Raw genomic sequence first — 14544 nt, forward strand, 5'->3', positions numbered from 1 at the left:
CGTTTTTTTTAACTAAAGCCCCAATGCGTCTTTTATCAACTGAAGGTTTTCTGGTGAGAAGTCTATTTTTAATGCTTCCTGATGCCCTTTGTCTGACATTTTGTTCCACGTTTTTTGAATGATATTTTTCATTTTATCGGTATCATGTTTGGAGGCAAAAGCATCGAAATAAAACTCTAAGAACACCAAACAAATAACATCTTCCAGAAGTTGCGTTTCTTCGTCTTTTTTGAGTAATTTTTTTTCAATCAAGAAGGAAACGCGGTCTATAAAGGTTTGGTCATAACCTGCTTTTGTTAGAATTTCGGCTGTGGTTTTGGCGTGGAATTTTTTTAAATCTTCTCTCCATTTCAAATACCCCACGCGATCCATTGGATAGGATTCCCTTGGCATTTTCCAACGGCAAATGTGTTGCGCTTTGGTTGCAATTTGAACTGCTTCTGAAGCAGAAGGCTGAAAGGTCATTAGCCTTTCGTACATTCTATCCGAATATAATAATTCCTTTGGATAGGTTACATCTTGGTATATTTCGTTGTTTGGATCGGCTTCGTTTTCGGCATCAATCCACGCGCTGGCGTTTAAAAATGGTATAGTTTTCATTTGGAATAGTATATATTCAAATATACGTAGATTATTCTAAAAAGCCAACGAATACTTCATCTCCTTCAATTTTTACGGGATAAGTGGCAATTTTATAATCCTCCCCATTTAGATTGGAACCATCTACCAACGAAAATGTTTTTTTGTGCATCGGACAAGCGATTTTTGGAACGCCATCTGCAGAACCCGTCATTCCTCTTGATAAAACCATTTCCATTTTGTGCGGACAGGCATTTTGACACGCATACCATTCATTTCTTCGTTCGAAGTTAAAAATAGCAATTTGCTTGTTTTTGTATTTGATGCAACCGCCTCTATTACTTGGGAAATCTTTTATGGTTCCGGCTTTGAACCAAATTTTTACTGCGGTTGCATTTACGGTTTCGTATTGATTTAATAGTTCTTCCATGGGATTTAGTTTTGTTTTCTGGACCCAGTCCCACCATAAGGAGTAGCGAAGCCAAGTTTAGAAATATTATTTAATTTTTTTTCTTTTTTAGATAATGACTGATAAGACAGAATGCTAGCTCTTAGCCCCGATAAAAGTGGAAATCCTTTTTATTTTTCCTTTAAAAATAAAAAGATTGCAACGAATAGCGGGACGATATTTTCAAAAAAGCCAAATCTTTCTGCTCCAAACTTATAAATGAAATCAGGTTTTTAATTCTTGCTAATTTATTTCGACCATTCGCTTCGCTCGGGTCTTATTTTACCAAGGTCTCGGCATTTTTTGTTCTCTTAACGGAACAAACGCAATGTTATCATCTTTCTCGTCAGTATTGACAAAGTGACTGAAACGTTTCAATAATCTTGGTTTTTCCAATACTTGTTTCCATTCGCATTCAAAAGTGCCAACTAGCGATTCCATTTCGGTTTCCAGTGTTTCGCAGATTCCCAATCGGTCAAAGATGATAACTTCTTTTAAGTAATCCATTCCGCCTTCCAGTTTGTCCAACCAAGTGGCTGTTCGAACCAATGGCCCTGCAGTACGGATGTAGTACATCAAGAAACGGTCTAAATACTTAATGACAGTAGCTTTGTCGATTTGTTCAGCCAATAATACAGCGTGTTTTGGGTTGGCACCACCATTTCCGCAGATGTAAAGATTCCAACCACCTTCTACGGCGATTAAACCAAAATCTTTTCCTCTAGCCTCTGCACATTCACGAATGCAGGCCGAAACACCGCCTTTAATTTTATGAGGAGCGCGAATCCCTTTGTAACGATCTTCGAGTTCGATGGCAAAACCAGCGCTATCGTCCATTCCGTAGCGGCACCAAGCATTACCTACACAACTTTTGACAGCTCTTAACGATTTTCCGTAAGCGTGACCACTTTCAAAACCATTGTCGATTAATATTTTCCAAATTTTTGGCAAATCATCCAAGTGAGCGCCAAATAAATCCACACGTTGCGCACCAGTGATTTTAGTGTACAAATCAAATTGTTTGGCTACTTCACCAATCACGATTAATTTTTCGGCAGTGATTTCGCCACCGGCAACTCTTGGTACTACCGAGTAGGTTCCGTTTCTTTGAATATTGGCCAAGAATCGGTCATTGGTATCTTGGGTGGTAACGTGTTTATTGGCCGTATCGTTGTAGATGCTCGAGAAAATAGAAGCTACAATTGGTTTACATACTTCGCAACCATCACCATTTCCGTGATGATCAATTACTTCGTAAAAATTGTTGTATTTATTGATTTTTACAATATCAAATAATTCTTGTCTGGTATAATGGAAGTGCTCACAAATAGTATCTTTGACTTCTTTTCCAAGTGATTTTTGCGTGGCTTTTACAATATCCACCACCATTGGTTTGCAACCTCCACAACCGGTTGTTGCTTTGGTTAATTTTACCACATCGCCAAAAGTACTGGCTGTTCCGTCAATAAGTGAACAACAAAGAGCACCTTTAGTTACGTTTTCGCAAGAGCAGATTACGGCAGTATCAGGCAAGTCGGCTGCACTACCTAAAGTTGATCCTTCGCCACCGCGAGAACCTAGAATTAAGTCTTCTGGATTTGCGGGTAAAGCTAGCGCATTGGCATAAATTTGGAACAATCCATTGTAATCCGATGAATCGCCTACAAGGATTCCTCCCAATAATGTTTTTCCGTCTTTGGTGACATTGATTCTTTTGTAAATGCCGCTGAATTTGTTTTCGTAAACAATGGCGGTCACATTTTCATTTTCAATAAAGGGATCACCAAAACTCGCCACTTCAACTCCAATTAATTTCAATTGAGTAGACATATCGATGGTATCTCTCATCGTTTTATCCCCATTCAAGATTTGTTCGGCGGCCACATCGGCCATTTCGTAGCCAGGAGCCACAAGTCCGTAAATCATTCCTGTGTACAAGGCTACTTCGCCTATGGCATAGATGTAAGGGTCTGATGTTAGCATTTGATTGTTTACAACAACTCCACCACGCTCTCCAACAACTAATCCTGAAACTCTAGCGAGCTCGTCACGCGGTTTAATTCCTGCAGATATAACCAACATATCAACCTTCAGCAAGTCATCATTGGCAAACATCATTCCCTTTATACTTTCTTCACCATCGATATATTGTGTTGCTTTATTGAGATGGATTCCGATATTCAATTCTTCTATTTTGGATTGCAGCATATCGCTCGCGCTTTGATCGAGTTGTCTTGGCATTAAGCGAGGCGCAAACTCTACTACGTGAGGATTTAATCCTAAGTCACGAACGGCTTTGGCAGCTTCAAGTCCCAATAAACCGCCACCAAGAACTGCAGCTTCGGTAGCACCGTTGGCTCGTATTTTTTTTGCGTAGCTCATTATGGCATCTAGATCTTCGATGGTTCGGTATACAAAAACGCCTTCTTTCTCGACTCCTTTAATCGGAGGGACAAAAGCTGCCGATCCTGTAGCTAAAACTAAGTAGTCATACGCATACGTTTTGTCCAAATGCGTACTTATGATTTTGTTTGTAGTGTCAATTTTTAAAACTAATTCAGCCGTGTTGAGAATGATATTGTTCTCTTCATACCATGATGTGGTGGATAGCGATAAATCATCGGCGGTCTTGCCAGCAAAGTATTCACTCAGGTGAACGCGGTCATACGCGCGTCTTGGCTCTTCACCAAATACTGTAATTTGATACTTTTCTTGCCTAGATTTCGAAATGAATTTCTCGCAAAATTTATAACCTACCATGCCGTTTCCGACTACTATCACATTAATCATAAGCTTTTAATTAAGTATTACTACGCAAACATACGTATAAATACTTAATTACAGTACTTAATTATTTGTTTTTTTTCTAAAATAGATTCATTTTTAATAAACAGTAATTCGGTTTCGAATATATAGAGTTGGATTGGGGCGTGCCCTCGTTGCACAGTATTTTTGGTGAGCAAGAGCAGTATTGTTGCAACGAGGTCAGGCTGTCCGCTGTATTCCCGATTAACAAAAACTACGGCAAAAAAGCCTTGTTTTTCTAAATCGGGAGATGCCGCTTCCATCCTTCACGCGAGTGACTTCATGAAAGAGAATTTTGTGGATTGAAATCTAAGTATTTAAAGAGAACTTTAGCAGTACGTATAAAGTATACAGATTGTAAAAGCTGTGTTTTAAAGTAGATTGAAATTGGTGATCGTTGCGAATGAGATTCAGGGAGGAAAAAACAATTGACCAAATCAGGAATAGCTATTGTGTATTCGGTCTTTGTTGCTAATAAGTTTTGATTTCTTGTTGCCAATTTATGGTGTCAAAGTGAAAATATTTAAGTCAGGGTTTTCTACATCCGTTTCATTTGATTTTACAAAATTAAATTTTGTCAAAAGTTTGGTTGAATTCTGATTGTCATAATGAGTAACAGCAAGTATTTTTTGAAACTTCAAAGTATGAAAAGCATAGTCAATGACTAATTGTGCTGCTTCTTTCATTATTCCTTGCTCTTGAAATTTTGTTATAAGTTCAAACCCGATTTCACAACTATTTTTTTTTGAAAAGTCAAATAGACAGATTGTACCAACGAAAGTTTTGCTATTTGTTAAAGTTATTGCCCAATAAATCGAGTCGTTTTTTTTAATAGCATCATTAATCATGTTGATGAAGTTTATGGCATCTTCAATTGTTTTACTTGCTTGTCTGTTAAGATATTTGTTTATTTCTGTGTCAGAGCGCAAAGTAAAAATAGCTTGTCCGTCCTCACTAGATAATTGTCTAAGAGTTAGCCTTTCGGTTGTCAAAATAGGGAAAGATTTGAAACTACTATTTACCATTTTGTCATAGTTAAATTCGTCAAAATTGTCGGGTATAATAGCCCGAGTTTGAGTCTAAATTAAGCCGATTATCGGATTTTCCAAAAACTAAACCACTTTTTCAATAAGTCAATTGCCCAAATCTGTTGTATTAGTTGTTTGCATCTTTTATTTTTCGGTAACTATTAAAATATTGTTCCCATTTGGAATAGGAAGTAAAATAATATTCCTTTTATATTCTCCCTCAGTTATGTTCTTCATAAAAGTTCCGCAAATAAGAAAGTTCTCGTTTTTATACCTTGTAATGCCTATATTCCCTGAAATGCCAATTATTGGAATTCCACTATCACTGGCAATTCTTTGAAGTGTTACGATTTTTGTGGAATCTTTTTCAATTATGCCTAAAAACCTATTTTCAACTTTAAGAGAGTCAATCCTTTCTCCGGTAATGTTTTTCAATGAAATTTTTACCTGAGCATTTAAGATTGTAGAAAGAAGTATAATTGAAGTGAAAAATATTATTTTCATTGTAGTTGCTTTTTAACGTTGAATATTTAAAGCGGGTTTGGGATTAAATTAAGCCCTATTTTCGGATTTGCCAAATATTCCAAATACAAAACCAACTTCAAATTAAGTCTAATACCCAAATTGCTTGTAGCGTCTGTTGGCAGTAGTTATTTTTCTTCTTTTTGGATTAAGTTATCAATTTCTATTTCCAATTTCGGTAAGTGATTGATTAAGATTGACCAAATATTCTCGTCAGAAACATTATCATAAGCATGAATCACATGATTTCTGAGACTAATAATTGCTTTTGCGTTTGATATTTTCTTAACAAAAGAATCATCTCGAGTAATAATTCGGTTGATTGCTTCACCTATAATTTCAAGATTTCTTTCAATAGCCCTTTTACGCATTAAGTTGTTTCGATATTTGAAAAAATCTTTCTCTTCATTATGGAAGAACTCGTTTATTTCATCAATGGACATTTTTATATCAAACAACCATTTAAGAATCCTTTCATCCATAAATTAGTTCTTTTGAGTTGTCGATTGATTTAATTAAGATTGGATTTTTTAAAGTCTGTTCTTCAAGTAAGTCAACTTCTCTACCAAATAAAGACTCTAGTTTTTCTTTGAAGTTTATGTAATTATCAAAATATTTTGAAAGTTCAATTTGCTTAAACTTAACTAATAAATCAACATCACTTTTTTCGTTAAAACTGGAATTGAGGGATGAACCGAATAGATACATTTTTTCCACGTTGTATATTACACAAAGCTTTTTTAAGTTATCTATATTGTTGTCAATAATCTCCATACCACAAATTTAAACAAAAATATCTTTTAAAATCGATTCGTCAAATTATTACCGCTAACTAGTAGATATATCGCACCCCATACCATCAAAACTCCAAAATCGTTTTTTTTCTTGGTATGGTGCAAGTAAGATATTATTTATTGGGTTTTTTCGTACCTATGTGAGAGTATTATTGGTGGTAAACTTCTATTTAGCATTTTGTCAAAGTTAAATTTAACATTTTAGATGTCATAGTCTGAATGTAAAGGTTCTATTACTAATGTAGTTTTGCGACTAAATTGAGCTCGATTATCGGATTTTCAAAATCGTTTCAATTTCGAAAATGAATTTGCATTAAGTCAGGTAATGTTGAATTTTTGAAATGCAAATATTAAAATCTTGTCGTAAAATAGCCGTTTTGTATACACTTAAATTAGTGTGCATGCGTAATAAGTTTGTACTAGTTGCAAGCGAATACATGTATGAGGGTTATGAAACAATGTTATCAATTGCTTCTTTTTGTTTGTTTAAATTTTTTATTAAATGAATGCCATCATTACTGAAAAGGAGATTAATTAAATTTCATTCCAAAGTTTATCTGAATTAAGCTGGAATTATCATAAAAAGACACAAATTCTGGAGAGGTGTTTACGTCATACTTAGTTTTGACATAAGCAGTTCCAATAAAAAAAGCAAAATAGTCGTTAAGTTCATAATCTAAATTAAAGCCAATTCGAAAATCTGTTCCAGTTTGATGTCCAAATCTTTGATTACCGGTTTTTAAATTTATTTTTGAAGAACCTATTCCAATATTAGGTTCTAATTTCACTTTTTTAAATATAGGAATTTCATAAGCTAGATTTGCAAAGATTGAATTATATCGACTGCTGTTAATATTGCCGCCAGTTGATATATCCGTAATTGAATATGGTATGAAATTATATCCGCCACCAAGCTTAAAATTGTACATTTTTATAAAATTGAAAGACAAATCTACACCTAAACTTGCCTCATTAGATTTTGCTAAATAATTGTTACCTACATTAAATGGCAGTATTGCACTTACTCTAGATTCAAAATGAAATTTCAATTGCTGTTTTTTTTCCTGACTGTATGAAAATTGAATGCAAAATACAATAACTAAAAATAATTTATTCATAATTAATAGGTTAAGGTAAAGATTACTTTTTCATTGGAAACAGGAATGGAAATATTGTTTTCTGTTGTAATTGATGTTCCCGAAGAGTAATCAACAACTTTATATTTTAAAATTAAGGTTTGGTTTTTTAATATTGAATAATTTGTTTCAATAGGAGGAGTGTAGTTTGGAGTTGCGAGTGGATTTAAGTTAGAAAAATCAGTAATAATAATTCCATCTAAAGTAACGTCTAATAATTGTTTTTTATCTGTTTTTGGATTTAAAATAATTTGCAACTGTGTAATATCTTCATTACGATATAATGTAATAGTGTTTAAATTTAATTTATAATTCTTGAAGTTTTTTAGGAGTGCAATAATTTGCTTACTCTGAAATTCATTTGTTGCGTTTTTGGTATTGTAATTTAAAATGAAATTATTAATTGAAATATTGATTTCATTTTCTGAGCCTGGAGCAGGAAAGATATAGGTGAAATTACCATTTATATCTGTTTTTCCGTAGCTTATTATGTCTGAATTGGAATATGTTCCCAATCCGTTAATAAGAATGTCCACATTAGTTTCAGGAATGGGAACTCCCTTGTTATCTATTAATTTTCCAGTGACCACCAGTTTTGTTTCTCCATCATATTGAATGTCGCAGGAGATAAATGTATATAGAATGCAACATGCAACTAGTATTTTTTTCATTTCATTTTTTTATAAACATACAAAAAAAGGTTATCTATCATGTGTTTTTTGTGTTATATTTCAGTATTATACTATAAATTTAAGGTTAAATTAGTAATTATAAAAAGGATTAGGGGTTGTAATAATTGGTATTGATTTTAGTTAAATTATTTTTTTATTGCGACTATACTTAAGCAGAATTTTGTTTTTAAACTTTTATAGTTCTTTTGTAGCAAATGTTCTAATGAAAACTGATGCCCTAGCCCTGATGGAAGGGAAAATCCTTTTTTTAGGCTATTTTTTTTAGCCTAAAAAAAGATTGGAATGACAGCAGGAACTAGCTCCTAATTATTTGTAAAACTCCCCAATGTGCCAAAGGATTCCAGATGGGTCGTGAATAAAGCATTCTTTGCCCCAATCCATTTCGCGAACGGGGACCAATTTTACACTTTTGTATTTGGCGGTCAAATTTAATTTCGTGAGTGCTTCCCAATACCGATTTACATCTTCGACTTCCAAAAAAAGCATAGTGTTGTCTACCCAATCTTTGACGTTGGCATCTTGTAGATAAAAGCCAATTCCTTCGGTTTCGAAATAGGAGAAATTGGGTGTCAAGATAATTTCCTTAAAACCCAAGTCTTGATAAAAACGTCGTGATATTCCAAAGTCTTTGGAACCTATAAATGGTCTGATTGATTTTGCTTTATGTTCCATGTTTTTTATTATTTCTTAAATTTCTGTTCGTTTTCTTTTACTCTAAATACAACGATTTGCTCAATCAACCAGTATGGAATTGGATGGTCAATAGGGAATTGTACTGAGCCTTTTCCTTGTTTGTACTTCGATAGTTCACTGGCAAACTCGGTGTGTCCAGTTGGAGTGGCGTAGAATCCGATGTGGTTTTTATAGCCTGCAAAATAGACCAATGGTTTTCCGTTTGTTTGGTAGGCTGGCATTCCATACGATATGCTTTCAATGGCTACGGGAGCTTTGTTTTTAATTGCAGCGCGAACATTTTCCAAAAGAAGTTGCGTTTCTTTTGGAAAAGTGGTGATGTATTCGTCAACGGTTTTAAAATCAGTTTTCATGGGTCAATTTTCAATTGGTATGTAGCTGCTATTTTTACTTTTTTAGATCAGAATATTTAGAATTTGATTTTTTTCTGCTAAACGAAAATACAACTAAAAAAAGATATTTCAGTCAAGTAAAGAACTATTCTAAACTGCGGTTTTTTACTACAACTATAGAATTTATCTATTGAAAAAATAATTTAGATAAGATTTAATGTGGTAAATTCGTAGGTAACTTTTTAAAAATCATCATATTATGGAAAATAATGAAAATCAAAGCACAACGACTGCTAACGGGGAAGGCAAATGCCCGTTTTCAGGAGGTGGATCAAAACCAAGTGCTGGATCTGGTACAAGAAATACAGATTGGTGGCCCAATCAGTTAAAGTTAGGTGTCCTTCGTCAACATTCTTCATTGTCGAACCCGATGGGTGAGGCGTTTGATTATGCTGCCGCTTTCAAGGGCCTTGATCTAGCTGCGGTGAAGAAAGATCTTTTCGATTTAATGACCGACTCTCAAGATTGGTGGCCGGCAGATTATGGCCATTATGGACCGTTTTTTATCCGAATGGCGTGGCATAGCGCCGGCACGTATCGTATTGCAGACGGTCGTGGAGGCGGGGGAGCAGGTATGCAACGATTTGCACCTCTCAACAGTTGGCCAGACAATGTGAACTTAGACAAGGCTCGTTTGTTATTGTGGCCTATTAAACAAAAATACGGCAAGAAGATTTCGTGGGCCGATTTAATGATTCTTACCGGAAACTGTGCGCTAGAGTCCATGGGCTTTAAGACTTTTGGTTTTGGTGGAGGACGCGCCGATGTTTGGGAACCCAATGAAGATATCTATTGGGGGTCCGAAGGGAAGTGGTTGGACGACAAACGCTATTCAGGTGATCGCGAATTGGAAAATCCGTTGGCAGCTGTCCAAATGGGATTGATTTACGTGAATCCGGAAGGGCCAAACGGTAATCCAGATCCGCTTTTATCGGCTCGTGACATTCGGGAGACTTTTGCCCGTATGGCTATGAATGACGAAGAAACAGTGGCGCTTATTGCGGGTGGTCATACTTTTGGTAAAACCCACGGTGCTGCCGATCCAAATGTTTACGTTGGCCCAGAACCCGCTGCTGCTGGAATTGAGGAGCAAGGTTTGGGTTGGAAAAACACCTTTGGAACTGGAAATGGAGAATATACCATCAGCAGCGGTCTTGAAGGCGCTTGGACAACAACACCCAATAAATGGAGCAATAATTATTTTGAAAACCTGTTCAAATTCGAATGGGAACTGTCAAAAAGTCCAGCCGGTGCACATCAATGGAAACCCAAAGACGGAGCCGGTGCGGGAACGGTACCCGATGCTCACAACCCTTCAAAAAGTCACGCACCAACGATGCTTACCGCTGACCTTGCTTTAAGAGCCGATCCTATTTATGAAAAAATTTCAAGACACTTTCTTGAAAATCCAGATGAATTTGCTGATGTCTTTGCTCGTGCTTGGTTCAAGTTGACGCATCGTGATATGGGACCCATTGCGCGCTATCTGGGTCCAGAAGTTCCTAAAGAAGAATTGATTTGGCAAGATCCAATTCCTGCAGTAACACACCAATTAATTGATGATAATGATATTGCCGAATTAAAATCCAAAATACTGGCTTCAGGATTGTCTGTGTCTCAATTGGTTTCTACTGCCTGGGCTTCGGCATCAACTTTCCGTGGGTCTGATAAACGAGGTGGTGCCAATGGTGCTCGTATTCGTCTTGCTCCGCAAAAAGATTGGAAAGTCAATAATCCAACTCAACTTGCAACAGTTTTAGCAACTCTTGAAGGAATTCAGAAAGCTTTTAATAGCGCTCAATCTGGCGGAAAGCAAGTTTCACTAGCCGATTTGATTGTTCTGGCAGGAGTTGCTGGAATTGAGAAAGCGGGAAATAGTACCGTTCCTTTTACACCAGGAAGAGCAGATACAACTCAAGAACAAACAGATGTGGAGTCTTTTGCTGTTCTAGAACCAGAAGCTGATGGATTCCGAAATTATGCAAAAACTCAATACACCGTTTCGGCAGAGGAAATGCTGATTGATAAAGCACAACTTTTAACACTTACGGTACCTGAGTTGACTGTATTGGTAGGTGGTTTGCGTGTTCTGAATGCTAATTTCGATGAGTCTAAACATGGAGTATTTACCAATCGTCCTGAAACATTGACGAATGATTTCTTTGTTAATTTGCTTGATTTTGGTACAACTTGGAAAGCTTCTTCAGCATCACAAGAAGTATTCGAAGGACGTGATCGTAAAACTGGAGCTGTGAAATGGACAGGAACGCGTGTCGATCTTATTTTTGGTTCCAACTCAGAGCTTCGCGCTATCGCTGAGGTATATGGATGTGCGGATTCGCAAGAGAAATTCACAACCGATTTTATAGCCGCTTGGAACAAAGTGATGAATTTGGATCGCTTTGATTTAGCTTAATACGACTATTTTAAAAACAAAAAGGTGATCTCGAAACAGATCACCTTTTTTATTGTTTTTTTTGCAAATCTAACTCGGAATTTTTTCAATTAAAACTGCAGCACCTGAATGATCCAAATACGTACAAGTCATTTCAACAATATTCACGCTCCATTTTGCAATACCACATTGTCCAGCATGATTGCAGAATGTAAGGTAATCGGTTTGACCGCCTTGGTGCATTACCAGAAATTCAATGAAGCGTTCTTTGTTGGCAAACGGAGCAATAGAGATATTGGGATACGTTTCGGTGGCTACCGCTCGAAAGTTATCGGAACCAAAGTATTCTACGTGACCATCATTGACAAAAGTGTCATAGCCAAGAACACCTAATGCAATTAATTCCTGAATGTAAATCGGGAAGTCGGCTCCCGATTGAACTCTAGAATGGGCTTCTTTTATTTGAGCAATGGTAAACATAATGAGATAAAATTTGGATTAATTATAACGCGATAAAATCGGCTGTTTTAGGAAAAGTACTCAACGCATCAACCACAATTTGTGGAGTGGGAGAGGCAAGTTTTCTAAGTTTGGTATCCATCCAAGCCCCATCAACAGTGATCACGGCACACAAAACCTCTTCCCTGTAAAACTCATGTACAATAGACCAGCGTGAAGCATCATCTTTCATTTTGGCCATTTTGGTTTGCATGATTATTTCGTCAGAGAGATTGATTTCTTTTCTAAAAACGCATTCTTCTCTAAATAATATAGGACCAACATGTTCCTTTTGCATGACTCTCAGGGTCAATCCCAATTGTGCCAGAATCTCCACACGGTGTTGCGCTCCAAAATCATAATAAGCGCTGTGACGCAAGTGAAAATTGGGGTCTAAATCAGACCAACGAAAGGACAGCTGTTTGCTAAATGTAGCCATAGGATTTTAATTTATATTCGGTTTTTACAAGCAAAGATAGAGAGGATTTTTGCATTGACAAAGCGGTATTGCATAAGTAGTTGGTTTTGGGCGTGCCCTCGTTGCACAGCATTTGGGTTTGCAACAACAATTCAGGAGCAACGAGGTCAGGCTGTCCGCTATATTCCCGATTAACAAAAACTACGGCAGAAAGTGCCTTGTTTTTCTAAATCGGGAGATGCCGCTTCCATCCTTCACGCAAAATGTCATTATGTTAAGGAATTCTCACTACGCTTTTTCAAAATGGAACTCTCGCAAAGACGCGAAGCCCCAAAGAAATCGGCTCTAAACTTTGCGCCTTTGCGTCTTGGCGAGAAAAAACAAAGCTTAACGTAATGACATTGATCTCACGCATTTGACAGCATAAAAAAATAGTTGTAGAATTCGAAGACCTATTTGAATTACAGAATGTTGGGTTCGGCAGAAATAAATTGTGAATATCTATTTTCTAAATTGTGATTTTTATTTGCTGTAAAATCTATCTTTGGCTTCCTTAAAAAAAAGACAGATGAGCACAATTTGGTACGAATGCAAAGTAAAATATAGAAAAACAGATGAAACTGGTGGACAAAAGGTTACGACAGAACCGTATTTGGTAGATGCTTTGTCTTATACAGAAGCAGAAAGCAGAATCAATGAAGAAATGTCGGCTTACATTAGTGAAGAATTTAAAATTACGAATATAAAAGTGGCTAATTACGCTGAGATTCACCCTTTTGAAAATGCGGATCGTTGGTTTAAATCAAAAGTTTCCTTAATGGCGTATGACGAAGAAAGTGGTAAAGAACGCAGGTCAAATATGTATCTTTTGGTACAAGCCAATGATGTGAAAGAAGCGTATGACAACACGACTCATGTTATGAGCACTACTATGGGAGACTATTCTATACCAGCAATATCAGAATCTCCAATTATGGATGTTTTTCCTTATTTCAGTGGTGAAGAAGGAGAAACACAACAACTAGAACGATTCAATGCACTGAAAGCTTCAAAACCTGTAGCGGTTGCCGTTGAAGACACAATGGAATTTGATCCGGAATATGTAGCCGAAACGGTTTAGTTATAATATGCAACATATGATTGAAGAGGGCTTTTGGCTCTCTTTTTTTGTTTTATAAGAGTTTATTTTTAAATCATTTTGAATAACTTTTGTTTGTTTATTAGTCATAAAAAAAACTTTAATCCCAAAAATATATGAATTACAGTTTATCGTATGTGCGAAAATCAACTTTCTTATGAATATGGATAGTAGGGAATGACTCAAATTTAATTCCAAAAGTTTTCGGGATTGTGCAGCGTGAGTAGGAATTATGGTGAACTTTGAAGGGTCTGGTGATTTGGAAAACCTGCATGTAATGATCCGTACTTTTCATCCGATGTCATAAAACATAAATTTTTGGAACAGATTTTGTACATTTGTAGAACACTAAAAAGGATCGCATTATGGATTTAGCAACAAGAAAATATAATTTTATACAACGATTATTTGATGTAGATGAAAATTTGTTTGACAAGTTGGAGCAGATTTTAGAGTCCAAAAAAAGCTCAAAATCAGTATCTTTAGAGCAATACAACATCGAATTAAATCAAGCGAACTTAAGAATTGATGACGGAGATTTTTATTCTAGTGAAGAAGTGGACAAAATTACTGGTCAATGGTAGACAATAGAATTTTGGTATGGGATAAACTTGCATTTGACCAATTAAAAGAAATGTACGATTCGTTAAAAATGGGAGGCAATTTAAGTTATGCTAATCGAATAAAAAATTCGGTTTTGAAAACGACAAAAGAATTATTGGACAATCCTTATATTTTTGAGCAAGATCGATTTAAGTATGATAATGATGGAAGTTTTAGGGCTTTTGTAAAATTTAAATATAGAGAGGCTTACAAAATTACCGAAACACAAATTAGGATACTAAGAGTTAGGCATACCAGTAGAGAACCAATTGAATATTAATCCGTCCGAGAAAGACGGTTTTTTTATGGTTATATATCAGGTTCGAAATATAGTAACACTTTGGAAATAGTTGGTATAATTGCAATAGTAGCTATTCGGGAGGGATTTAGAAATGTTTTGGCT

17 protein-coding genes are annotated in these 14544 nt (G+C 35.9%); 4 read left to right on the forward strand and 13 right to left on the reverse strand.

The genetic code is table 11. The features are described 5' to 3' along the window. Positions 1-12 precede the first annotated feature (12 nt). The 11 genes from OZP06_RS14005 to OZP06_RS14055 form a co-directional block, all read right to left on the reverse strand. Positions 13-600, reverse strand: coding sequence for a DUF4202 domain-containing protein (locus tag OZP06_RS14005; RefSeq protein ID WP_281323858.1), 588 nt, complete (start codon positions 598-600; stop codon positions 13-15). Positions 601-631: 31 nt separating this feature from the next. Beyond that, positions 632-1009 (reverse strand): nitrite reductase small subunit NirD, encoded by a 378-nt coding sequence (gene nirD / locus OZP06_RS14010; protein ID WP_269222409.1) that lies wholly within the window; start codon positions 1007-1009, stop codon positions 632-634. Between the two features lie 300 nt (positions 1010-1309). Next, on the reverse strand, positions 1310-3817 hold the full coding sequence (gene nirB, locus OZP06_RS14015; protein WP_281323859.1) for a nitrite reductase large subunit NirB: 2508 nt from the start codon (positions 3815-3817) through the stop codon (positions 1310-1312). 515 nt (positions 3818-4332) lie between these two features. Next, positions 4333-4857 (reverse strand): GNAT family N-acetyltransferase, encoded by a 525-nt coding sequence (locus tag OZP06_RS14020; RefSeq protein WP_281323860.1) that lies wholly within the window; start codon positions 4855-4857, stop codon positions 4333-4335. A 147-nt stretch (positions 4858-5004) separates the two neighbouring features. Beyond that, a complete protein-coding gene (locus OZP06_RS14025) occupies positions 5005-5364 on the reverse strand; it encodes a hypothetical protein (RefSeq protein ID WP_269222412.1) in 360 nt (119 codons plus the stop codon). 146 nt (positions 5365-5510) lie between these two features. Then, complete coding sequence (locus OZP06_RS14030; RefSeq protein ID WP_269222413.1) at positions 5511-5864, reverse strand: HepT-like ribonuclease domain-containing protein; 354 nt, start codon at positions 5862-5864, stop codon at positions 5511-5513. Continuing rightward, positions 5857-6156, reverse strand: a complete 300-nt coding sequence (locus OZP06_RS14035; RefSeq protein WP_269222414.1) for a nucleotidyltransferase domain-containing protein — start codon at positions 6154-6156, stop codon at positions 5857-5859. Before OZP06_RS14035 ends, OZP06_RS14030 begins: the two co-directional genes overlap by 8 nt. A 550-nt stretch (positions 6157-6706) precedes the next feature. Further along, the gene (locus OZP06_RS14040) at positions 6707-7294 is read right to left on the reverse strand and encodes an outer membrane beta-barrel protein (protein WP_281323861.1); all 588 of its coding nucleotides are present in this window, start codon (positions 7292-7294) and stop codon (positions 6707-6709) included. A 2-nt stretch (positions 7295-7296) separates the two neighbouring features. Further along, positions 7297-7983, reverse strand: coding sequence for a hypothetical protein (locus OZP06_RS14045; protein WP_269222416.1), 687 nt, complete (start codon positions 7981-7983; stop codon positions 7297-7299). Between the two features lie 327 nt (positions 7984-8310). After that, a complete protein-coding gene (locus OZP06_RS14050; protein WP_269222417.1) occupies positions 8311-8676 on the reverse strand; it encodes a glyoxalase in 366 nt (121 codons plus the stop codon). Positions 8677-8684: 8 nt separating this feature from the next. Then, entirely contained in the window at positions 8685-9050 is a 366-nt protein-coding gene (locus tag OZP06_RS14055; protein ID WP_269222418.1) for a DUF1801 domain-containing protein, read from the reverse strand. A gap of 238 nt (positions 9051-9288) precedes the next feature. Between OZP06_RS14055 and katG the strand changes: the two genes are divergently transcribed. Further along, positions 9289-11505, forward strand: coding sequence for a catalase/peroxidase HPI (gene katG / locus OZP06_RS14060; protein WP_281323862.1), 2217 nt, complete (start codon positions 9289-9291; stop codon positions 11503-11505). Positions 11506-11574: 69 nt separating this feature from the next. On the opposite strand, the gene OZP06_RS14065 is transcribed toward katG, so the two are convergent. Together OZP06_RS14065 and OZP06_RS14070 are read right to left on the reverse strand one after the other, a co-directional pair. Next, complete coding sequence (locus tag OZP06_RS14065) at positions 11575-11964, reverse strand: DUF1398 family protein (RefSeq protein WP_269222419.1); 390 nt, start codon at positions 11962-11964, stop codon at positions 11575-11577. Between the two features lie 22 nt (positions 11965-11986). Beyond that, entirely contained in the window at positions 11987-12421 is a 435-nt protein-coding gene (locus tag OZP06_RS14070; protein ID WP_269222420.1) for a thioesterase family protein, read from the reverse strand. A gap of 547 nt (positions 12422-12968) precedes the next feature. Here OZP06_RS14070 and OZP06_RS14075 point away from each other — a divergent pair. The 3 genes from OZP06_RS14075 to OZP06_RS14085 all read left to right on the forward strand — a co-directional run bounded on the left by OZP06_RS14075 (position 12969) and on the right by OZP06_RS14085 (position 14421). Further along, complete coding sequence (locus OZP06_RS14075; RefSeq protein WP_269222421.1) at positions 12969-13520, forward strand: DUF4494 domain-containing protein; 552 nt, start codon at positions 12969-12971, stop codon at positions 13518-13520. A gap of 383 nt (positions 13521-13903) precedes the next feature. Beyond that, a complete protein-coding gene (locus OZP06_RS14080; RefSeq protein WP_269222422.1) occupies positions 13904-14122 on the forward strand; it encodes a hypothetical protein in 219 nt (72 codons plus the stop codon). After that, on the forward strand, positions 14116-14421 hold the full coding sequence (locus OZP06_RS14085; protein WP_269222423.1) for a type II toxin-antitoxin system RelE/ParE family toxin: 306 nt from the start codon (positions 14116-14118) through the stop codon (positions 14419-14421). Before OZP06_RS14080 ends, OZP06_RS14085 begins: the two co-directional genes overlap by 7 nt. Positions 14422-14544 lie beyond the last annotated feature (123 nt).

The sequence above is a fragment of the Flavobacterium sp. IMCC34518 genome, from assembly GCF_027111095.2.
Taxonomy (GTDB): Bacteria; Bacteroidota; Bacteroidia; order Flavobacteriales; family Flavobacteriaceae; genus Flavobacterium; species Flavobacterium praedii.

Excerpts from the sequence above, each read along its gene's own strand:
- OZP06_RS14005 (WP_281323858.1), bottom strand. The coding sequence starts at position 600 with ATGAAAACTATACCATTTTTAAACGCCAGCGCGTGGATTGATGCCGAA.
- nirD (WP_269222409.1), bottom strand. The coding sequence starts at position 1,009 with ATGGAAGAACTATTAAATCAATACGAAACCGTAAATGCAACCGCAGTA.
- nirB (WP_281323859.1), bottom strand. The coding sequence starts at position 3,817 with ATGATTAATGTGATAGTAGTCGGAAACGGCATGGTAGGTTATAAATTT.
- OZP06_RS14020 (WP_281323860.1), bottom strand. The coding sequence starts at position 4,857 with ATGGTAAATAGTAGTTTCAAATCTTTCCCTATTTTGACAACCGAAAGG.
- OZP06_RS14025 (WP_269222412.1), bottom strand. The coding sequence starts at position 5,364 with ATGAAAATAATATTTTTCACTTCAATTATACTTCTTTCTACAATCTTA.
- OZP06_RS14030 (WP_269222413.1), bottom strand. The coding sequence starts at position 5,864 with ATGGATGAAAGGATTCTTAAATGGTTGTTTGATATAAAAATGTCCATT.
- OZP06_RS14035 (WP_269222414.1), bottom strand. The coding sequence starts at position 6,156 with ATGGAGATTATTGACAACAATATAGATAACTTAAAAAAGCTTTGTGTA.
- OZP06_RS14040 (WP_281323861.1), bottom strand. The coding sequence starts at position 7,294 with ATGAATAAATTATTTTTAGTTATTGTATTTTGCATTCAATTTTCATAC.
- OZP06_RS14045 (WP_269222416.1), bottom strand. The coding sequence starts at position 7,983 with ATGAAAAAAATACTAGTTGCATGTTGCATTCTATATACATTTATCTCC.
- OZP06_RS14050 (WP_269222417.1), bottom strand. The coding sequence starts at position 8,676 with ATGGAACATAAAGCAAAATCAATCAGACCATTTATAGGTTCCAAAGAC.
- OZP06_RS14055 (WP_269222418.1), bottom strand. The coding sequence starts at position 9,050 with ATGAAAACTGATTTTAAAACCGTTGACGAATACATCACCACTTTTCCA.
- katG (WP_281323862.1), top strand. The coding sequence starts at position 9,289 with ATGGAAAATAATGAAAATCAAAGCACAACGACTGCTAACGGGGAAGGC.
- OZP06_RS14065 (WP_269222419.1), bottom strand. The coding sequence starts at position 11,964 with ATGTTTACCATTGCTCAAATAAAAGAAGCCCATTCTAGAGTTCAATCG.
- OZP06_RS14070 (WP_269222420.1), bottom strand. The coding sequence starts at position 12,421 with ATGGCTACATTTAGCAAACAGCTGTCCTTTCGTTGGTCTGATTTAGAC.
- OZP06_RS14075 (WP_269222421.1), top strand. The coding sequence starts at position 12,969 with ATGAGCACAATTTGGTACGAATGCAAAGTAAAATATAGAAAAACAGAT.
- OZP06_RS14080 (WP_269222422.1), top strand. The coding sequence starts at position 13,904 with ATGGATTTAGCAACAAGAAAATATAATTTTATACAACGATTATTTGAT.
- OZP06_RS14085 (WP_269222423.1), top strand. The coding sequence starts at position 14,116 with ATGGTAGACAATAGAATTTTGGTATGGGATAAACTTGCATTTGACCAA.